Origin of the sequence: Amycolatopsis kentuckyensis (genome assembly GCF_041679295.1) — a bacterium.
Lineage (GTDB): Bacteria > Actinomycetota > Actinomycetes > Mycobacteriales > Pseudonocardiaceae > Amycolatopsis > Amycolatopsis kentuckyensis_A.
On record NZ_JBGDMD010000003.1, the window covers coordinates 1,004,073 to 1,023,511 of the forward strand.

Sequence of the window (19,439 nt, forward strand, 5' to 3'; positions counted from 1 at the left end):
GATGACCGTCCTCGACAAGGTCGCGCCGGAAGGGAGTAAGGCCGGGGAGCGCACGTCTCCCCGGCCCACCTTCCGTCACCGGTTGAGCCGGTGGGACGTCAAGGTCTCGCCGTACCTCTACATCGCGCCGTTCTTCATCCTCTTCGGGATCGTCGGGCTGTTCCCGCTGCTCTACACCGCGTACGTCTCGCTGTTCAAGTGGGAAGCCGGGAGCGACGACCCCGACTTCATCGGCCTCGACAACTTCAAGGAGCTCTTCGCCGACGCGCAGTTCTGGAACGCGCTGACGAACACGATCAGCATCTTCCTGCTCTCGAGCATCCCGCAGCTCATCATCGCCGTGCTGCTGGCGGCGCTGCTCGGGGCCCGGCTGCGCGGCGCGACGGGCTGGCGGGTCGGCATCCTGCTGCCGTACGCGGCCAGCCTCGTCGCCATCGGCATCATCTTCGCCAACCTGTTCGGCCCGAAGTACGGGCTGATCAACGGCGTCCTGCAGACCATCGGGCTGGACCCGGTCGACTGGCAGGCCAGCCGCTTCGGCAGCCACGTCGCGATCGCGATCATGGTCAACTGGCGCTGGACCGGTTACAACGCCCTGATCGTGCTGGCGGCCATGCAGGCCATCCCGAAGGAACTGCACGAAGCGGCGCTGATCGACGGCGCCGGCACGTGGCGCCGCTTCTGGAACGTCACCCTGCCGCTGCTGCGGCCGACGCTCGTCTTCGTCACCATCACCTCGACGATCGGCGGCCTGCAGATCTTCACCGAGCCGAAGCTGTTCGACGCCATGCCCGGGTCGAACAACGGCGGTTCCACCAACCAGTTCCAGACCGTGACGCTGTACCTCTACCAGACGGCGTTCCAGAACGCCGATCTCGGTTACGCCTCGGCGATCGCCTGGGTGCTGTTCGTGATCATCGTGCTCATCGCGCTGGTGAACTTCTTCCTCACCGGCCGGATCGCGCGTCCCCAGGCGGTGAAGAAGAAATGACCACCATCCAAAGTGGACTGCGACGGAAGGTCGCCACGCTCGGCAAGCCACGCAAGGCGACCTACGTCGTGCTGGCGATCTTCGTGCTCGGTTCGCTGTTCCCGTTCTACTGGTCGTTCCTGGTGGCCAGCCGCGACAACGGGATGCTCACCGAGCGCATCCCGCCGTTCGTGCCCGGCGGCAACTTCTTCGCCAACGCCGCCCGGGTGTTCGACACCGTGCCGTTCTGGAAGGCACTGGCCAACAGCGTCATCGTGTCCGGCACGGTAACGCTGACGACGGTCCTGTTCTCGTCGCTGGCCGGGTTCGCCTTCGCGAAACTGCGGTTCCGCGGGCGCAACAAGCTGTTCGTGTTCATCGTCGTGACGCTCGCGGTGCCCACGCAGCTGGGCATCATCCCGCTGTTCATCGCGATGTCCGAGCTGGGCTGGACCGGCAGCCTGACGGCGGTGATCGTGCCCAACCTGGTCACCGCGTTCGGCGTGTTCTGGATGCGGCAGTACACAGTGGACGCGCTGCCGTACGAGCTGATCGAGGCCGCGCGCGTCGACGGCTGCAGCATGATCCGGATCTTCTGGAACGTCTGCCTGCCCGCGGTCCGGCCGGCCGCGGCGATCCTGGCGATGTTCACGTTCATGATGTCGTGGAACGACTTCCTGTGGCCGCTGGTGGTCCTGGACGCGGGCAACCCGACCGTCCAGGTCGCGCTGGAGAAGCTGCAGAGCGGCTACTACGTCGACTACTCGCTGGTGCTGGCCGGTACGACCCTGGCCACCATCCCGATCCTCATCGTCTTCGTCCTCCTCGGCCGCCAGATCGTGGCCGGGATCATGCAAGGTGCCGTGAAAGGGTGAACATGTCCGTACATCCCGACAGCGTTCGGGCGGAGACCGCAGTGATGTTCCCGCCGGGCTTCGTCTGGGGCGCCGCGACCGCGGCGTTCCAGGTGGAAGGAGCCACCACGGACGACGGTCGCACCGACTCGGTCTGGGACGTCTTCGCGCGCCGTCCGGGTGCGGTCGTGGGCGGCGACACCGGCGACCCGGCGGCCGACCACTACCGCCGGTACGGCGAGGACGTCGACCTGATGCGCCGGCTCGGCCTCGGCGCCTACCGCTTCTCGCTGGCCTGGCCCCGCGTCCGCCCGGACGGCGGCGCGCCGAACGCCGCCGGGCTCGCCTTCTACGACCGGCTGGTCGACTGCCTGCTGGAGGCCGGGGTCCAGCCGTGGGCGACGCTCTACCACTGGGACCTGCCCCAGGCGCTGGAAGAGCGGGGCGGCTGGACGAACCGGGACACGGCGTACCGGTTCGCCGAGTACACCGAGACGGTGCTGGCCCGGCTCGGCGACCGCGTCGCCAGCTGGTCGACGCTGAACGAGCCGTGGTGCGCGGCGATGCTCGGCTACGCGGGCGGCATCCACGCACCCGGCCGCACCGACCACCCGGCCGCCGTCGCCGCCACGCACCACCTGCTGCTGGGCCACGGGCTGGCGATGGACATCATCCGCCGGCACGCACCGGGCGTCCCGGCGGGGATCACGCTCAACCTGTACCCGGTCGCCCCGCACGACCCGGCGAACGTCACCGACGTAGCGGCGGCCCGGCGCATCGACGGCCTGCAGAACCGGCTGTTCCTCGACCCGGTCCTGCGCGGCGGCTACCCGGACGACCTGGTGGCCGACCTGGCCCCGTTCGGGCTCGGCGAGGTGGTGCGCGACGAGGACGCCGCGGTCATCGCCGCGCACGTCGACTGGCTGGGCGTGAACTACTACCGCGACTACCGGGTGGCGGGCCGCCCGGTGGCCGGCAGCGAGCCGGCGGGCCCGGAGTGGGTCGGCGCGGGCGACGTCCACTTCGTCCCGGACCCGGCGGCCCCGCGGACGGACTCCGGCTGGGAGGTCCAGCCGGCCGGCCTGACGGAGTCATTGCTGCAGGTCCACCGCGGCTACCGCAGCGTGCCGCTGTACATCACGGAGAACGGCGCGGCGTACCCGGACGTGGTGGCGGACGGCGGCGACATCGTCGACACGGACCGGGTGGCGTTCCTGGACTCCCACCTGCGCGCGGCGCACGACGCCCTGGAGGCGGGGGTCGACCTGCGCGGGTACTTCTACTGGTCGCTGCTCGACAACTTCGAGTGGGCCGAGGGCTACGCGAAGAGGTTCGGCCTGGTCCACGTGGACTACAAGACGCAGCAACGGACGCCGAAGCAGAGCGCGCACTGGTACTCCCGGGTGATCGGGCTGAACGGCCTCGGCTGACGAGCACCGACGGTGACGGCGACCGGCGCGGGTAGCCGCCACCGCCCACCGAGGGGTGCGGCCGGGCCCGAGGGATCCGGGCCCGGCCGCCAGCCTTCCCTCACCACCCTCCGGGACGGGGGTTACCCGGGCAGGCGACCGACACCAGCCTCCAAACGCAAGGGGAACTCGAAAACAGGCACCGACGAGAACCCAGACTCCCCCGCACCCCGATCCGAAGCCAGAACACGGCCGGCAGCACCGGGTCAAGGCATCTTTCCCGCCTTGACGCGGTGTTGCCGGCCGTAGTCACAATGACAGCTTCGGGGTGCCGGAAGGGCTTGAGAGACCCGGCGAGCAGAGCGCGACGGGCCGGGGCGAAGCCGCGGCAGGGCTCGGCACAGAAACAGCCGGAACGGACAGAGCCGCGGCAGGGGCGTGAAAGGGAACAGCGAGCAGAGCCGCACCAAAGCCCCACCGACCCACCCCACCCCCAGAAGCGTGCATTCCACCCCCACCATTGCCAAACTGACCGGTATGGGACTGCGCAGCGAAGCTTGGTTCAACAACCCCGCCGACCCCGGCATGACCGCCCTCTACCTGGAGCGGTACATGAACTGGGGCCTCACCCGGGAAGAACTCCAATCCGGCAAGCCGATCATCGGCATCGCGCAGACCGGCTCCGACCTGTCCCCCTGCAACCGCCACCACCTGCAGCTCGCCGACCGCACCCGCGAAGGCATCCGCGAGTCCGGCGGCATCGCCATCGAGTTCCCGGTCCACCCAATCCAGGAAACCGGCAAGCGCCCGACCGCCGCGCTGGATCGGAACCTCGCCTACCTCGGGCTCGTCGAGACGCTCTACGGCTATCCCATCGACGGTGTCGTCCTCACCACCGGCTGCGACAAGACCACGCCCGCCTGCCTGATGGCCGCCGCGACCGTGGACCTGCCCGCCATCGTGTTGTCCGGTGGCCCCATGCTCAACGGCTGGCACAACGGCGAGCGCACCGGGTCCGGGACCATCGTCTGGAAGGCGCGCGAACTGCTCGCCGCCGGGGAGATCGACGACGCCGGGTTCATGGAGCTCGTCGCCTCCTCGGCCCCGTCGCCCGGGCACTGCAACACCATGGGCACCGCCTCGACGATGAACGCGCTCGCCGAGGCGCTCGGGATGAGCCTGCCCGGCTGCGCCGCCATCCCCGCGCCGCACCGCGACCGCGCGCGGATGGCCTACCTGACCGGACGACGGATCGTCGAGATGGTGCGCGAGGACCTCAAGCCGTCGGACATCCTGACGCGCGAGGCGTTCGAGAACGCCATCGTCGTCAGCTCGGCGATCGGCGGCTCGACCAACGCGCCGATCCACATCGGCGCGATCGCCCGGCACGTCGGCGTCGACCTGCCCCTCGACGACTGGCAGCGCCTCGGCCACGCCGTCCCGCTGCTGGTCGACCTCCAGCCGGCCGGCAAGTACCTCGGCGAGGAGTTCCACCGCGCGGGCGGCGTCCCCGCCGTCGTGCACGAGCTGATGCGGCACGACCTGATCCACGAAGCCGCCCGCACGGTCAACGGCCGCACGCTCGGCGACAACTGCCGCGACGCCGAGGCCGGCGACCGCGACGTCATCCGCACCTTCGACACGGCCCTGACCGAAGACGCCGGGTTCCTGGTCCTCAAGGGCAACCTCTTCGACGCGGCGATCATGAAGTCCAGCGTCATCTCGCCGGAGTTCCGCCGCCGCTACCTGGCCGGCGGCGTCTACGAAGGCACCGCCGTCGTGTTCGACGGCCCCGAGGACTACCACGCCCGCATCGACGACCCGGACCTCGGCGTCGACGAGCACTCGCTGCTCGTCATGCGCGGCACCGGCCCGCTCGGCTACCCGGGCTCCGCGGAGGTGGTCAACATGCGGCCGCCGGCGGAGCTCATCAAGCGCGGGATCCACGAGCTGCCCTGCCTCGGCGACGGCCGCCAGTCCGGTACGTCCGGATCGCCGTCGATCCTTAACGCCTCCCCGGAAGCCGCCGCGGGCGGCGGGCTCGCGGTGCTGCGGACCGGCGACCGGGTGCGGATCGACCTCACCGCCGGCACCGCCGACGTCCTGATCCCCGGCGAAGAGCTCGCGCTGCGCCACAAGGAGCTGGCCGAAGCGGGCGGGTACCCGGTCCCCGACGCGCAGACGCCGTGGCAGGAGATCCAGCGGTCGATGGTCGACCAGCTCTGCGACGGCATGGTGCTGCGCCCGGCCGTGGCGTACCAGCGGATCGCGAAGACGAAGGGCATCCCCCGGGACAACCATTGACGCGTTTTCACGGGAAATCGCCGCTTCGGACGCGGTGGAAAGGGGTACCCCCTGCGGTAGCCGAGGCGAGGAGGCCCATCATGCTGCCGGAGCGAGAACGCCACGCCCTGCGCGAGATCGAGGCGGAGCTGCAGGCGAGCGACCCCGCGTTCGCCGCCGCCTTCACCGGCCGCACCCTGCGCGAGTCGAAGCGCTGGAACCTGCTGCTCGTGCTGTGCGACGTCACCGCGGTCGTCATGCTCGTCGTCGGCCTGTTCGCCCGCGACGCCGGACTCGTGCTGTGGGGCACGGTCGGGGCCGGCGCGCTCGTCGCGTGGCACATCGCCCGCGCCGAGACGGCCGGCCAGTCCACTCAGGACGGGACGCCGGCGGCCGGGTCCACAGTGGACTAATCGGCCGCCCGGACCGCGCCGGCCACCGCCTCCGCCACCGCCGGCACCAGGGCCTCGTCGAACACGCTCGGCACGATGTGCCCCGCGTCCAGGTCGTCGCCGACCACGTCCGCCAGCGCGTGCGCCGCCGCCAGCAGCATCTCCGCCGTCACCCGCGGCGCGCGCGAGTCGAGCAGGCCGCGGAACATCCCGGGGAACGCCAGCACGTTGTTGATCTGGTTGGGGAAGTCGCTGCGGCCCGTCGCCACGATCTCCGCGTGCTTGCCCGCCGCCCCGGGGTCGACCTCCGGGTCGGGGTTGGCCAGCGCGAAGACGATCGCGCGGTCCGCCATCGCGGCGACGTCGCCGGGGTCGAGGAGGCCGCCGGCGCTGACGCCGACGAACACGTCCGCGCCGCGCAGCGCGTCCGGCACGCTGCCGGTGGCACCGGAAGAGTTGGTGTTCTCCGCCAGCCAGTGCTTCTCCCCCATCAGGTCCCGGTCCGGGTGCAGGACGCCTTCGCTGTCGCAGACGACGACGCGATCGGAACGGTAACCCGCGCGCAGCAGCAGCCGCGCGACCGCGCTGCCCGCCGCCCCCGCGCCGGCGATGACGACCGACGTGTCCCCGGGCTCGCGGCCGGTCAGCTTCAGCGCGTTGTGCAGCGCCCCGAGCACGACGACCGCGGTGCCGTGCTGGTCGTCGTGGAACACCGGGATGTCGAGCTCGTCGTGCAGCCGCCGCTCGACGGTGAAGCACCGCGGCGCGGCGATGTCCTCGAGGTTGATCGCGCCGAACGACGTCGCCAGGTCCTTCACGGTGCGGACGAGGTCGTCGGGTTCGCGGCTCACCGGGCAGATCGGCCAGGCGTCCACGTCGGCGAAGCGCTTCAGCAGCGCCGCCTTGCCCTCCATCACGGGCAGCGCGGCGGCCGGGCCCCGGTCGCCGAGCCCGAGCAGGGCGGACCCGTCGGACACGATGGCGACCGAGTTGCCCTTGACCGTCTCCCGCGCGAGGAGCGAGGGATCGTCACCGACCCGCTTCGCCCGGTCCGCGACGCCCGGCGTGTAGTGCTCGGCCAGGTCGCCGGGGGTGTCCAGGGCGACGCGGGTCGCGACTTCGACTTTTCCTCGGCTGCGTGACATACCCGCGGGGTACCCGGACCGCGCGGGGAGGAATCGCCGTCGCTCAGTCGTAGGACAGGGCCTCGACGAGCTCGCCGGCCGTCGGGTTCGACAGGGCCCGGGCGACGTCGGCCTGCGCGACGATGCCGACGAGGTCGTGGCCGTCGATGACCGGGAGCCGGCGGACGCGGTGCTCGGACATGGTGCGCAGGATCTCCTCGGCGCCGTCGTCCGCGCCGATCGTGACGACCTCGCCCTGGGCCAGCTCGCCGACGTGGACCGCGCGGACGTCCTTGCCCTCGGCCAGCACCTTCACCACGATGTCGCGGTCGGTGATCATGCCCTTGAGCCGGTTGTCCTCGCCGCAGATGGGCAGGGCGCCGACGTTCAGCCGGGCCATGGTCTGGGCCGCGTCGTGCACGGTGTCCGACTCCCGGGCACAGGTCGCGTCCGACGTCATGATCTCGCGTGCGGTGGTCATCGTGAACTCCTTCCGTTCTCGAACGGTAATGCGCGGCTACCCGGTGTACGCGGGTTTACCCGTGCGCTCCGGCGGGAAATTCGCAGCACATGCCGGATACCCGCGGTGCCGAGCCACCGGACACCACCGACCTCGGCCGGTTGCGGTCGGCGGCGTCGGGCTGCCAGGGGTGCCACCTGTACCAGGACGCCACGCAGACCGTCTTCGGCGAAGGCACGAAACAGGCGAAAGTCCTGGTCGTCGGCGAACAGCCGGGTGACAAGGAGGACCTCGCGGGCGAGCCGTTCGTCGGGCCGGCCGGGAAGCTCCTCGACCGCGCCTTCGCGGAGGCCGGGTTCGACCGGAAGGCGCTGTACGTCACCAACGCGGTCAAGCACTTCAAGTTCAAGCGCGACGAACGCGGGAAGCGCCGCATCCACCAGAAACCCGGCCGCACCGAGGTGGTCGCCTGCCGGCCTTGGCTGCTGGCGGAGCTGCGCGCGGTGCGCCCGGAGCTGGTGCTGCTGCTGGGCGCGACGGCCGCGCAGTCGCTGCTGGGCACCAAATTCAAGCTGACGGCCCACCGCGGCGAGCCGGTGGAAGCGCCCGACGACGTGGCCGAGCTGGTGCCGTCCGCGATCGCGACCGTGCACCCGTCGGCGATCCTGCGGGCTCCCGACCGCGACGAGGCCTACGCGGCCTTCGTCGAAGACCTCGAGGCCGCACGCAAACTGCTCAAGTGAGCTGCTTGAGCGCCGCTTCGGCGGACGCCGCGTGCGCGTCCAGGTCCCGCCACGGGTCGTCCTTGCGTGCCAAGCGCTGCTTCTCCTTGGCCAGGCCCCACCCGTTCGGGTCCGCCTTGCCCAGCTCGCGCCAGTCCAGCGGGGTGGCCGCCGCCGCACCCGGGCGGGCCCGCAGCGAGTACGGCGCCACGAACGTCTGCGCGTAGCCGTTGCGGTTGGCGTCCAGGAAGATCCGGTCGCCGCGCTTGTCCTTGCGCTGGGCCGTGGTCAGGCGGTCCGGGTCGTCCGCGGCGACGCGGTCGGCCAGCGCGCGGGACAGCTCGAGCACGGTCTCGGTGTCCGCCTTCGCGTCCAGCGGCGCGAGCACGTGGAAGCCGCGGCCGCCGGTCGCCTGGACGAACGGCGTCAGCCCGGCGCGCTGGTAGTGGTCGCGGATCCGCCGCGCGACCGCGCGCAGCTCGGCGACCGGCGTGCCGTCCGGCGGGTCGAGGTCGAGCACCAGCCGGTCCGGCCACTCCGGCGCGTCCACAGTGGACAGCCAGACGTGGAACTCCAGCGTGCCCTGCCCGGCCAGGTACTCCAGCGTTTCCGCGTCTTCGCAGACGACGTAGTCGTCGGTGCCGCCGCCGCGCCGCGGGACGCTCTCGACGCGGATCGAGTCCGGGAAGTGCTCCCCGGGGTGCTTCTGGAACCAGCCCTGGCCGTCGATGCCGTCGGGGTAGCGCCGCAGCGTCAGCGGGCGGCCGCGCAGGTGCGGCACCATGACGTCGGCGACCGCGCGGTAGTACTCGACGACGTCGCCCTTCGTCAGCCCGTCGCCGGGGTAGTACACCTTGTCCGCGTGGGAAATCTTCATGCGCGCTCCCGCACGACGTCCGCCGCCTTCTTGTCCTCGCGCAGCCCGGCGAACCGCGGGTGCCGCAGCCGCCCGTCGCGCGTCCATTCGGAGAAGTCGATCTGCGCGACGAGGTCCGGCCGGACCCAGTGCGCACCCTTCTCCCGCACCGCGCCGGCGAACGGCGACCGCTCGGTCTCCCGCTCCCGCAACCGGCTGTGCAGTGACGCCAGGAGCCGCTCGTCGAACCCGGTGCCGACCTTGCCGACGTACTTCAGGCCGCCGTCCTCGTGGTAGCCGAGCAGCAGGGCGCCGAAGCCGTGGCGGGCGCCCTGCGGGTCGGTGAAGCCGCCGATGACGAGCTCCTGCCCTTGGGCGCACTTGAACTTCAGCCAGTCGGGGGACCGTCCGTGGTGGTACGGCGCCTCCGCCCGCTTCGCGATGACGCCCTCCCAGCCGCGCCGGCAGGCCTCCGCGTAGAACTTCTCGCCCTCGGTGTTGCGGTGGGCCGAAAGCCGGAGCGGGTCCGCGAAGTCGAACGCGTCGCGCAGCAACGCCTTCCGCTGCCGCAGGGGCAGCGCGGTCGTGTCGTGGTCGTCGTAGTACAGCAGGTCGAACAGGTAGTAGTAGACGCGCACGCCGGTGGCCCGCGCGCGGTCCGGGTCGCTGACGTGAATGCGCGGCTGCAGCGCGGCGAAGCTGGTGTTGGCGCCGTCGAAGGCCACGATTTCGCCGTCCGCCACGAACCGCGGGCCGCCCTGGGCCGCCAGCGCTTCGACGAGCTCCGGGTAGGCGTTGTCCATCACCTTGTGGTTGCGCGAGTAGAGCGTCGGCGTACCCGAGTCGCGCACGCAGATCGCCCGGACGCCGTCCAGCTTGCGCTCGAAAATCCAGCCGTCGTCGGAGAACCGGCGGCCGGTGAGCGTGGCCAGCGTCGGTTCGCGCCAGCCGGGTCCGGTCACCCCGGTCACGAGGCCTTCAGCGCCTTCTCCAGCTCGGCGCGCGTCATCTTCGACCGGCCCTTCACGCCCTGCTCGCGAGCCAGCTTGTCCAGGTCGGACTTGGACAGCTCGGCGAGGTCGGGCTCCTTCTTCTTCGCCGCCTTCTTGCTGCCGCCCTTGCGGTTCTTCACGCTGCGCGACAGCGCTTCGAACAGGTCGACGACGTCGGCCGAAGGCTCCGGCTCCTCTTCGTGGGCGATCTCCTTGCCCTGCTTCTTGGCCTTGATGAGCTCTTCGACGCGTTCGGAGTACTCGTCGCGGTAGTCGTCGGGCTTCCACGGCGCGGTCATCTCGTCGACCAGCGAGAGCGCCATGTCGAGCTCCTTGGGCCGCGGCTTGGGCAGCTTGGGCAAGCCGCCCATGACGTCCTCCGGCTTCCGCAGGTCGGCGACGAAATGGAGGGTGTTGAGCACCATGACGTCCTCGCCGGCGCGGATCGCCGAGAGGTATTCCTTGCCGCGCAGCACGAACTTCGCGATCCCGGCCTTCTCGCTGCGGTCCATCGCCTGCAGCAGCAGGCCGTACGCCTTGGCGAAGTCCTCCTTCGCCGGCTTGAGCCAGTACGTGCGGTCGAAGAACCACGGGTCGATCTCGTCGAGCTCCACGAACTGCTCGATGTCGATCCGCCGGGACCGCTCGGGCGCGATCTCGTCCAGCTCGTCGGGCTCGACGAGCACGTGGTCGCCGCCGCCGAGGTCGTAGCCCTTGACGATCTCGTCCTGCGTGACCTCGTCGCCGGTCCGCTCGTTGACCCGCCGGTTGCGGATGCGGTCCGACGTCCCGCGTTCGAACTGGTGGAAGTGGATCGTGTGGTCCGCCACCGCGGGGTACAGCTCCACCGGGACGGTGACCAGCCCCAGGCTCAGGGCACCGCTCCAGACCGGTCTGGCCATGTCTCGACCTCCTCACCGGCAGCGATACCCGCGCGACCACGGCTCGAAACGCCGGGTCGTCGCGGAGCGTGACGGCCCGGCGCCGGAAAAGCCGGAGCCCGCCGGGACCGGTGGTCGCGACGGGCTCGGCGGGTCGTGCGTCAGGCGACTTCGCTGCTGCGGCCGCCGGACCGGTGCAGGCCCAGCATGTCGAGCAGCTGCGCGCAGTCTTCGGAGTCCTTCGCCCGTGCGGCGACGGCCAATGCCGCCCTGCGCCGGGTGTCGGCCTGTGCCGGCGTGTCCCCGCCCTCGAGCAGGAGGTCCGCCACCGGTCGCAGGTCGTTCCGCTTGTCTCGCATGTTCGCTCCCCTCCGGCAATCCCCCGGTGAACCCGGTCGCCGGCCGATTACCCGGTCTCATCCCACCCAACACAAGAGGCACCGATCGGGTTCCCGGAGACAGCCCGCACTGGGCCGAACGAGTGAATTCACCCGGTTCTGACGAGGGAACCGGCAAGGTATGTGAGACCCGCGTCACACCCAGGAGGCCGGATGGGCACCCAGCTCCGCATCAGCCGCGAGGACGGTTCGCTGCCCTGCGAGGTGTGCGGCTTCCCGACGATGCACGTCGCGCAGGTGGTGGCCGACGACGGGAGCATCCTCGGCCGCACGCTGATCTGCACGACGTGCCAGCGCGGCCGGCACCGCCCCGACGCGCCCGCCGAGACCGAGGCGCCGCCGGACGAGGTCCCGGCCGGCTAGCGGCCGGGTGGGCTGAAGAAGCCTTCCCGCCCGCGAAGCCCGGTTTTCACGCTGTCGTGGTCGCCACCGCCGCCACGAACTCCGCCGCCACCTCGTGGAGCTTCCGGTTGCCGTCCTGGGACCGCTTGACCAGGCGCTGGAACGCCTCCTCCGCGGTGATCCGGTGCGCGGCCATCAGGATCCCCTTGGCCTGGTCGATCACCGCGCGCGTTTCGAGCGCCCGGTTCAGCTGGTCGATCAGCTCGCGGGCCGCGAAGTAGCGGCGCGCGCTGCGCAGGCCGATCACCACCGTCGCCGTGTACAGCTCGAGGATCTTCGTGCCCAGTTCGCTGAAGCCGTGCTCGCCGAAGCCGAAGAGGTTGACCGCGCCGGACATGTCGTCGTCCACGGTCAGCGGCGCGGCCAGGAAACTGGCCACCCCGAGCTGCTCGGCCGACGACACGAACTGCGGCCACAGGTCCCCCACCGCCCCGACGCCGACGCGGACCGGCTGCCCGGTCTCGGCGGCGCGCAGGCACGGCCCGTCCCCGATCCGGTACTGCTCGCGGTCGAAGTTCACCGCGCGCTGGTCGGTGCTGGCGACCGTCTCGGGCACGCCTTCGCGCACCAGGGTGATGCTGGCCATGTCGGCCCCCGGCACGACTTGCACGGCGTGGTCGCACACCGACTGCAGCATCTGCCCGAGGTCCAGCTCGGTGTCCAGCATCGCGGTCAGCGACTCCATCGCCAGCGTGACCTCGTCCAACCGCGCGGTGAGCCGCTCATCGCCGCCCGTCATCCTGGTGACGCCCCTCTACTCGGTGCTCAGGGCGCTCTCATCCAGGGAGGACCCGGGCGCGCGCCACTAGTGGGCCGCTAGCGCTTTAACGGGTCCAGCGCGAGATTACTGCATCCCGGTTACCCCAGGCGCAAGCGGTCACCGCCCGTGGCACGGCACGCGCCCGTTCGGAGCAACGCCGGTTGCGGCTGCTCCGAACGGGGTTACGCTCGGATGACGGTTCAGCACAGCAGCCGGCCTCGGCACACCCTCGAGCGCGGCAAGAGTGCCGCGCACCCCAGGACGGCGGCGAACCGGCATGAAGATCCCCCGACCCCGCAATCCCGCACTCCGGCTGCGCGCGACGTGGCCCGCCCCGCACGCGGTGCTGGTCACCGCCCGCGGAGCCCTCGACACGGCGACGGCGGCGGACCTCGCCACCCTGCTGTCCGACCGCCTCCGCGCGGTCCCGGAGCGGCTCGTCCTCGATCTGTCCGAAGTGGACTTCCTCGGCGTGGCCGGGATCCGGGTGCTGCTGCACGCGGCCCTGCAGGCCGAGCAGAACGGCACGGAGCTGCTGGTGGACATCGGCCCGAGCCCCACGGTCCGGCGCGCGCTCGAGGTGACCGGGGCCGATCAGCGGCTGGCGATCTCGGCCGCCCGGCCCGAGCCCGCACCGGCTTGAGCCCCGGCCCGCCTCTCGGGTGCCCTGAATGAGTCATTCAAGACCTCCGGCGACCTGAATGAGTCATTCAAGACGTCCGGGCGGGCACCCGTCGGGTCAGCGGGACGAGCCCGCCGTGCCCGCGTGGCCTTCCCGGGACCCGGCCGGGTCGGCGCCCGGGTCCAGCACCTTCGCCTTGGCCCGCTTCGACCGGACGTGCCGCTCCTCCTTCATCCGCTCCACCGCCTCCGGGCGGTGCAGCTCGAAGGCGGGCCGCTCGGAGCGGATCCGCGGCAGGTCCAGGAAGTTGTGGCGCGGCGGCGGGCACGTCGTCGCCCATTCGAGGCTGTTGCCGAAGCCCCACGGGTCGTCGACCAATACCTGCTCGCCGTAGCGGTAGCTCTTCACGACGTTCCAGATGAACGGCAGCGTCGACGCGCCGAGGATGAACGCGCCGATCGTCGAGATCGTGTTCAGCGTCGTGAAGCCGTCCGAGGTCAGGTAGTCCGCGTACCGGCGGGGCATGCCCTCGTCGCCCAGCCAGTGCTGGATCAGGAACGTCGTGTGGAACCCGATGAACGTCGTCCAGAAGTGCCACTTGCCGAGGCCCTCGTCGAGCATCCGGCCGGTCATCTTCGGGAACCAGAAGTAGATCCCGGCGAACGTCGCGAACACGATCGTGCCGAACAGGACGTAGTGGAAGTGGGCGACGACGAAGTAGGAGTCGGTGACGTGGAAGTCCAGCGGCGGCGACGCCAGGATGACGCCGGTGAGGCCGCCGAACAGGAACGTCACCATGAACCCGACCGACCACAGCATCGGCGTCTCGAAGGTCAGGTGCCCCTTCCACATCGTGCCGATCCAGTTGAAGAACTTGATCCCGGTCGGCACCGCGATGAAGAACGTCATGATCGAGAAGAACGGCAGCAGCACCGCGCCCGTAGCGAACATGTGGTGCGCCCAGACGACCGCCGACAGCCCGGTGATCGCGACGGTCGCGAACACCATCAGCCGATAGCCGTAGAGCGGTTTCCGGCTGAAGACCGGGACGATCTCGGTGACGATCCCGAAGTACGGCAGGGCGACGATGTAGACCTCGGGGTGGCCGAAGAACCAGAACAGGTGCTGGAACATGATCGCCCCGCCGTTTTCGGGGTCGAACACGTGCGCCCCGAGCCGGCGATCCGCCTCCAGGCCGAACAGCGCGGCGGTGAGGATCGGGAACGCCAGCAGGATGAGCACGGCGGTGAACAGGATGTTCCAGGTGAAGATCGGCATCCGCCACATCGTCATCCCGGGCGCGCGCAGGCAGACGACCGTGGTCACCATGTTGACCCCGCCGAGGATGGTGCCGAGCCCGGACACGATCAGGCCCATGATCCACAGGTCGCCGCCGATGCCGGGCGAATGGATCGCGTTGGACAGCGGCGTGTAGGCCGTCCAGCCGAAGTCGGGCGCGCCGCCCGGGGTGAGGAACGAGCTGATCACGATCAGCCCGCCGAACAGGTAGAGCCAGTAGGCGAACGCGTTGAGCCGGGGGAACGCGACGTCGGGCGCGCCGATCTGCAGCGGCAGGATGTAGTTGGCGAACCCGAACAGGTTCGGGGTGGCGTAGAGCAGCAGCATGATCGTGCCGTGCATGGTGAACAGCTGGTTGTACTGCTCCGGCGAGAGGAACTGCAGCCCCGGCCGGGCCAGCTCGCCCCGCATCAGCAGCGCCATCGCGCCGCCCGCCATGAAGAAGGCGAACGACGTCGTCAGGTACAGCAGGCCGATCTGCTTCGGGTCGGTGGTCCGGAACAGGGCGAGCAGCGTCCCGCCCTTCGGTCCCCGCCGCGCCACCGCCAGGGGCACCGCCCGCAGGCTCGGTGCCGGCTTCACCTCGGTCATCCGCAACTCCTGTCGCCGGACTGTCCCGTAACCGCGTACTACTCCTGATGACCGTGCACCGCGTTCCCCCGGACGGGTGAAACTAGCTCCGCAGGGCCGGGAGCAGCTCCTTTTCGGCGAAGTCGAGGAAGCCGTCCTGCTGGTCGCCGCCGATCTGGACCAGGGCGACGTCGGTGAAACCGGCCTTCTCGAACTCGCGCAGGCCCTCGACGATCGGCTCGACGTCCGGGCCGCACGGGATCGACCCGGCGACGTCGTCCTCCCGGACGAACTGCGTGGCGCCGGCGAACCCGGCCGGGCCCGGCAGCTCGGCGTTGACCTTCCAACCGCCCGCGAACCAGCGGAACTGCTCGTGGGCGCGCTTCACGGCCGCGTCGCGGTCGGTGCCCCAGGACACGGGCATCTGCCCGATCTTGCGGCTCGGCGGCCCGGGCTTCGTCGCGTCCCACTCGCTCGCCAGCTCGGCCTTCGGCTCGACGGCGATCATCGCGTCGGCGACCGGGGCGAACCGCCGGACCGACTGCGCACCGGACACCGCGACGCCGATCGGCGTCCGCCGCTCCGGCAGGTCCCACAGCTTCGCGGAGTCGACGCGGAAGTGCTTGCCCTCGTAGTCGAAGTAGCCGCCGTCGAACAGGCCGCCGATGATCTGCAGGGCCTCGGCGAGCATGTCGTGCCGCACGTTCGCCGGCGGCCAGCCGCGGCCGACGACGTGCTCGTTGAGGTTCTCCCCCGCGCCGAGCCCGAGGGTGAACCGGCCGCCCGAGAGCGCCTGGATCGTCGCGGCCTTCTGCGCCACGACCGCCGGGTGGTACCGCATGGTCGGGCAGGTCACGTAGGTCATCAGCTCGACGCGCTCGGTGCTCTGGGTGACCGCGCCGAGCACGCTCCAGGCGTAGGGCGCGTGCCCCTGCTCGTCCAGCCAGGGCGAGTAGTGGTCGCTCATGACCTCGAAGTCGAAGCCGGCCTGTTCCGCACCGGCGGCGAACCGGACCAGGTCGTTCGGGCCGGCCTGCTCGGTCATCAGCGTGTAGCCGATCTTCATCGGCGCCTCCTCTCGGTCAGCTCCCCGCGTACCCGCCCGGTGGCGCGGGTAACCGACCGTCGCGGGGGTTTACCGGGTGATCAACCGGGTATCCCGCCCGCGAAGAGAAGGGAGTGTGCCATGCCCCAGTCGTGGAGCGCCAAGCGCGAACGGCAATATGAGCACGTCAAGGACTCGGCCGAGGACCGCGGGGCCAGCACGAAACGGGCCAAGGAGATCGCCGCCCGGACCGTGAACAAGAACCGCGCGCAGTCGGGCGAGTCCCGGCAGGCCAGCAAGACGTCGGTCAAGGACAAGTCGCCGCAGAAGCGCGGCGGTGAGCGCTCCGGCAACCGCAAAGGTCCCGGCGGCCCGACCAAGGACCAGCTGTACAACGAAGCGAAGAAGCGGAACATCAACGGCCGCTCGACGATGACCAAGAAGGAACTCGAACGGGCGCTGGGCCGGTGACGAAACCGGAAACACCTGATCAGCAAGTGTCACCATTCCCCCAGATGGGTAGTACCTCCCGCATGGAAGAAACACGAAGCGGCAGCTCGCACGGCGGCAAGCCGACGTTGGACGAGCTGCTCGAAGAGCCGGTGGAGCTGCGCCTGCCCGCCATGGCGGAGCAGATCCCGCTGGTCCGCATGCTCACGCACGGCGTCGTCTCGCGCGCGGACTTCGGGCTGGACGCCATCGCCGACGCGAAGATGGCCGTCGACGAGGCCTGCGCGCAGCTCGTCCAGCTGGCCGAGCTCGGCTCCCAGCTGCACTGCCGGTTCGTGCAGAAGGAGGACGGCCTGCACGTCGTCGTCTCCACCCGGTCGAGCGACGCGCGGCCGCCCAGCGACCGCACGTTCGGCTGGCACGTGCTCACCACGCTGAGCCGGTCGGTGACCGCGCACTGCGACGTCCTTCCCGGTGGAGGCGCGGGCATCGTCACGATCGAGCTGGTGCTGAACCCGGGAACGAGCGCGTGAGCGGCGAGCGGAAAACCCTCCTCCACCGCCCGGACGAATACGCCCATTGCGAACCGCTGTTCGAGGAGCTGGGGACCCTCGACGACGGCGACCCGCGGCGGGAGGCGGTCCGGAGCAAGCTGGTGACCGAGCTCCTGCCGCTGGCCGAGCACATCGCGACCCGCTTCTCCGGGCGCGGCGAGCCCCGGGAAGACCTGGTGCAGGTGGCGCGGATCGGCCTGATCAACGCCGTCGACCGGTTCGACCCCACCCGGGGCCACGACTTCCTGTCCTTCGCCGTGCCGACGATCATGGGCGAGGTGCGGCGGCACTTCCGCGACACCGGCTGGTCGGTGCGGGTCCCACGGCGGCTCAAGGAGCTACACCTGTCCCTGAGCCAGGGCTCGGCGGTGCTGTCGCAGCGCCTCGGCCGCGCCCCGACGCCGACCGAGCTGGCCGAGCACCTCAACCTGGACGTCGAAGAGGTCCGCGAAGGACTGGTGGCCGGCAACGCCTACCAGGCCCTGTCGGTCGACAAGCCGGTGCACGACGACGCCGAGGCGCTGTCGCTGGCGGACACGATGGGCGAACCCGACCACGAGATGGCCATGGTCGAGAACCACGAAGCCCTCCAGCCGCTGCTGCAGGAACTGCCCAAGCGGGAACGCGCGATCCTCGTGATGCGGTTCTTCGGCGGGCTGACGCAGACGCAGATCGCCGACCGCGTCGGGATCTCCCAGATGCACGTCTCCCGCCTGCTGTCGCAGACGCTGGAGCAGCTCCGCGGGAAGCTCACCGGCGAAGGCTGACGCCCGCCGGCTCCCGCTCCCCTTTCTTCTGTCTTGAATGAGTCATTCAGGACCTCCCCGGTCCTGAATGACTCATTCAAGACGTTGCCGTGCTGCTCAGAGCCAGCCCGGCCGGTCGCCCTTGCGCAGCTGCCGCCACTCCCCCGCGAACCGCTCGCGCAGCTCGTCGGCCGCCGCGGCGTCACGCGCGTACAGCATCCCGAACGTGAAGGTGTTCTGCCCTTCGCCGTGCCCGGCGACGGTCAGGTGGTGCAGGACATCCCGGCCGACCACGGTGTCCTGGTGCTCGCCCAGCGTGCTCTGGACGGCCTTGACGTTCTTGCGCCAGGCGCGCAGCTTCTTGCCGTAGACCGGTTTCACCGTGTCGGCGGCGTAGCGGGCCCGCTTGGCCTTCTTGCGGACGTCGTGCAGCGCGGTCTCCAGCTCGTGGCCGTCCTGGCCGCTCGCCGCCGCTTCGGCGCGACGCAGCTTCTTCGCGGCCTTGCGGACCGGTTTGCGCAACGCGGCCTTCGCGGGCTTGCGCGCCCGGCCGGTCAGCGGCGGTTCCTCGACCACGGTGTCCAGCGCACGCAGCAGGTTCAGGTACCGCTTGCCGGTGAGGGTCGCCATCACCTGGGTCCGCCCCTCCTCGGCCTCCCGGGCGAAGTAGCGGGTGAGGTACTGGCGCAGCGGCCCGAACACCAGCTCCGGCGGGACGTCGTCGAGCCGCTCGCGCAACCGCTGCTCGGTGACCTCGGTGTCCCGCGCCGGGGCGAGCTGCTGCCCGAGCCACTTCAGCTCGGCCGCGAGCGGCGCGGTCGTGTCCTTGTCCACAATGGACCCGAACGTCCGCAGCGCGCTGCGCAGCTTCCGGGTCGCGACGCGCATCTGGTGCACGGAGTCTTCGACGTCCAGCCGCACCCCGACGTCGGCGCGCCGCAGGCGGGCGTAGTGGTCGCGCAGCGAGGCCAGCACGACGTCGCCCGCCGTCGGCTTCTTGCGGCCGCGCGGCGGCGCCGGGACGCGGTCGCCGATGAGGCGCCGCAGCTTCGACGGCCACGGCGAGGCCGAGGCGCCGGCTTCGGCCAGCGCCCGGTCGAACTCGACGAGCCGGCCGGGGTCGGTCTCGGGTTCCAGCTCCAGCTCCAGCTCGCGCCACTCGTCGAGCCGCGCGCTCTCGCCGCCGGCCTCGCCGGTGACGTGGTCGTCGGTGAGCGTCGCGACCGTCCGGCCCTCGCCGTCGGCCAGGCGGTGGGCGAACCGGTCGGTGCGCAAGTGCGCTATCGGCACCAGCTTCTCGCCCAGCGTGAACGCGCGCACGAGCCGGCGCAGCCGGCCGGGGATCTTGTTCGGGTCGCCGCCCAGGGGCAGCTGGATCTCCTGCCGTTCGTCGGCGGAGACCGGCAGCTTGAGGTGCCAGCCCGCGTCGTGCCCGCCGACGCGCCGACGCAGCGTGATGCCGCTCCGGGCCAGCCGGAAGGTCTCGGTGTCGTAGTAGGACGCGTCGAGGATCTGCTCGACCGGATCGTCCTGCGTCGTGACCCCGGCGACGCCGACGAGCCTCGGCACCCCGCTGCCCGCGACGATCTCGTACTTGCGCTCGCGCTCGGTCACCGACGACGGCGCTGCCATGATCATCCTCCCTTGGGA

The 19,439-nt window shown here is 70.7% G+C and carries 21 protein-coding genes; 11 read left to right on the top strand and 10 right to left on the bottom strand.

Annotated features, from left to right (window positions below; all coding sequences use genetic code 11):
* The first annotated feature begins 1 nt into the window (after window position 1).
* The 5 genes from ACERZO_RS16275 (at window position 2) to ACERZO_RS16295 (ending at window position 5,929) form a co-directional block, all read left to right on the top strand.
* The gene (locus ACERZO_RS16275) at window positions 2-991 is read left to right on the top strand and encodes a carbohydrate ABC transporter permease (protein WP_372665475.1); all 990 of its coding nucleotides are present in this window, start codon (window positions 2-4) and stop codon (window positions 989-991) included.
* Window positions 988-1,845 carry a carbohydrate ABC transporter permease gene (locus tag ACERZO_RS16280; RefSeq protein ID WP_372665476.1) on the top strand — a complete coding sequence of 286 codons (858 nt, stop codon included), beginning with the start codon at window positions 988-990 and terminating at the stop codon, window positions 1,843-1,845. The genes ACERZO_RS16275 and ACERZO_RS16280 overlap by 4 nt, the downstream gene beginning before the upstream one ends.
* 44 nt (window positions 1,846-1,889) lie before the next feature.
* Window positions 1,890-3,254, top strand: coding sequence for a GH1 family beta-glucosidase (locus tag ACERZO_RS16285; RefSeq protein ID WP_372665582.1), 1,365 nt, complete (start codon window positions 1,890-1,892; stop codon window positions 3,252-3,254).
* A gap of 516 nt (window positions 3,255-3,770) precedes the next feature.
* The gene (locus ACERZO_RS16290; protein WP_372665477.1) at window positions 3,771-5,537 is read left to right on the top strand and encodes an IlvD/Edd family dehydratase; all 1,767 of its coding nucleotides are present in this window, start codon (window positions 3,771-3,773) and stop codon (window positions 5,535-5,537) included.
* Window positions 5,538-5,617: 80 nt separating this feature from the next.
* Window positions 5,618-5,929: a DUF3040 domain-containing protein gene (locus ACERZO_RS16295; protein ID WP_372665478.1), complete on the top strand. Its 312-nt coding sequence runs from the start codon at window positions 5,618-5,620 to the stop codon at window positions 5,927-5,929.
* On the opposite strand, the gene ACERZO_RS16300 is transcribed toward ACERZO_RS16295, so the two are convergent.
* The gene (locus tag ACERZO_RS16300; protein WP_372665479.1) at window positions 5,926-7,053 is read right to left on the bottom strand and encodes an NAD(P)-dependent malic enzyme; all 1,128 of its coding nucleotides are present in this window, start codon (window positions 7,051-7,053) and stop codon (window positions 5,926-5,928) included. The two genes, ACERZO_RS16295 and ACERZO_RS16300, sit on opposite strands and share 4 nt — an antisense overlap.
* Before the next feature lie 43 nt (window positions 7,054-7,096).
* The gene (locus ACERZO_RS16305) at window positions 7,097-7,513 is read right to left on the bottom strand and encodes a CBS domain-containing protein (protein WP_372665480.1); all 417 of its coding nucleotides are present in this window, start codon (window positions 7,511-7,513) and stop codon (window positions 7,097-7,099) included.
* 89 nt (window positions 7,514-7,602) lie between these two features.
* Here ACERZO_RS16305 and ACERZO_RS16310 point away from each other — a divergent pair, with 89 nt between their 5' ends.
* On the top strand, window positions 7,603-8,235 hold the full coding sequence (locus tag ACERZO_RS16310) for a UdgX family uracil-DNA binding protein (protein WP_372665481.1): 633 nt from the start codon (window positions 7,603-7,605) through the stop codon (window positions 8,233-8,235).
* On the opposite strand, the gene ligD (ACERZO_RS16315) is transcribed toward ACERZO_RS16310, so the two are convergent.
* The 4 genes from ligD (ACERZO_RS16315) to ACERZO_RS16330 form a co-directional block, all read right to left on the bottom strand.
* The gene (gene ligD, locus ACERZO_RS16315) at window positions 8,228-9,091 is read right to left on the bottom strand and encodes a non-homologous end-joining DNA ligase (protein WP_372665482.1); all 864 of its coding nucleotides are present in this window, start codon (window positions 9,089-9,091) and stop codon (window positions 8,228-8,230) included. The two genes, ACERZO_RS16310 and ligD (ACERZO_RS16315), sit on opposite strands and share 8 nt — an antisense overlap.
* A complete protein-coding gene (gene ligD, locus ACERZO_RS16320) occupies window positions 9,088-10,032 on the bottom strand; it encodes a non-homologous end-joining DNA ligase (protein ID WP_372665583.1) in 945 nt (314 codons plus the stop codon). The genes ligD (ACERZO_RS16315) and ligD (ACERZO_RS16320) overlap by 4 nt, the downstream gene beginning before the upstream one ends.
* Before the next feature lie 5 nt (window positions 10,033-10,037).
* Window positions 10,038-10,964, bottom strand: a complete 927-nt coding sequence (gene ku / locus ACERZO_RS16325; protein WP_372665483.1) for a non-homologous end joining protein Ku — start codon at window positions 10,962-10,964, stop codon at window positions 10,038-10,040.
* Window positions 10,965-11,104: 140 nt separating this feature from the next.
* The gene (locus ACERZO_RS16330) at window positions 11,105-11,302 is read right to left on the bottom strand and encodes a hypothetical protein (RefSeq protein ID WP_372665484.1); all 198 of its coding nucleotides are present in this window, start codon (window positions 11,300-11,302) and stop codon (window positions 11,105-11,107) included.
* 192 nt (window positions 11,303-11,494) lie between these two features.
* Here ACERZO_RS16330 and ACERZO_RS16335 point away from each other — a divergent pair, with 192 nt between their 5' ends.
* Window positions 11,495-11,704, top strand: coding sequence for a hypothetical protein (locus tag ACERZO_RS16335; RefSeq protein ID WP_372665485.1), 210 nt, complete (start codon window positions 11,495-11,497; stop codon window positions 11,702-11,704).
* Between the two features lie 46 nt (window positions 11,705-11,750).
* On the opposite strand, the gene ACERZO_RS16340 is transcribed toward ACERZO_RS16335, so the two are convergent.
* Window positions 11,751-12,482 carry an ANTAR domain-containing protein gene (locus ACERZO_RS16340; RefSeq protein WP_372665486.1) on the bottom strand — a complete coding sequence of 244 codons (732 nt, stop codon included), beginning with the start codon at window positions 12,480-12,482 and terminating at the stop codon, window positions 11,751-11,753.
* Between the two features lie 298 nt (window positions 12,483-12,780).
* On the opposite strand from ACERZO_RS16340, the gene ACERZO_RS16345 reads away from it, so the two are divergent.
* Window positions 12,781-13,146, top strand: coding sequence for an STAS domain-containing protein (locus ACERZO_RS16345; protein ID WP_372665487.1), 366 nt, complete (start codon window positions 12,781-12,783; stop codon window positions 13,144-13,146).
* A 96-nt stretch (window positions 13,147-13,242) separates the two neighbouring features.
* On the opposite strand, the gene ctaD is transcribed toward ACERZO_RS16345, so the two are convergent.
* Entirely contained in the window at window positions 13,243-15,015 is a 1,773-nt protein-coding gene (ctaD, locus tag ACERZO_RS16350) for an aa3-type cytochrome oxidase subunit I (protein ID WP_372665488.1), read from the bottom strand.
* 82 nt (window positions 15,016-15,097) lie between these two features.
* Window positions 15,098-16,060 carry an LLM class F420-dependent oxidoreductase gene (locus ACERZO_RS16355; protein ID WP_372665489.1) on the bottom strand — a complete coding sequence of 321 codons (963 nt, stop codon included), beginning with the start codon at window positions 16,058-16,060 and terminating at the stop codon, window positions 15,098-15,100.
* Window positions 16,061-16,180: 120 nt separating this feature from the next.
* Here ACERZO_RS16355 and ACERZO_RS16360 point away from each other — a divergent pair, with 120 nt between their 5' ends.
* The 3 genes from ACERZO_RS16360 (at window position 16,181) to ACERZO_RS16370 (ending at window position 17,810) form a co-directional block, all read left to right on the top strand.
* Window positions 16,181-16,510: a plasmid stabilization protein gene (locus ACERZO_RS16360; protein WP_372665490.1), complete on the top strand. Its 330-nt coding sequence runs from the start codon at window positions 16,181-16,183 to the stop codon at window positions 16,508-16,510.
* A 62-nt stretch (window positions 16,511-16,572) separates the two neighbouring features.
* Entirely contained in the window at window positions 16,573-17,022 is a 450-nt protein-coding gene (locus ACERZO_RS16365; RefSeq protein WP_372665491.1) for an ATP-binding protein, read from the top strand.
* Entirely contained in the window at window positions 17,019-17,810 is a 792-nt protein-coding gene (locus tag ACERZO_RS16370; RefSeq protein WP_372665492.1) for a SigB/SigF/SigG family RNA polymerase sigma factor, read from the top strand. The genes ACERZO_RS16365 and ACERZO_RS16370 overlap by 4 nt, the downstream gene beginning before the upstream one ends.
* 96 nt (window positions 17,811-17,906) lie before the next feature.
* On the opposite strand, the gene ACERZO_RS16375 is transcribed toward ACERZO_RS16370, so the two are convergent.
* On the bottom strand, window positions 17,907-19,421 hold the full coding sequence (locus ACERZO_RS16375) for a CYTH and CHAD domain-containing protein (RefSeq protein ID WP_372665493.1): 1,515 nt from the start codon (window positions 19,419-19,421) through the stop codon (window positions 17,907-17,909).
* Window positions 19,422-19,439 lie beyond the last annotated feature (18 nt).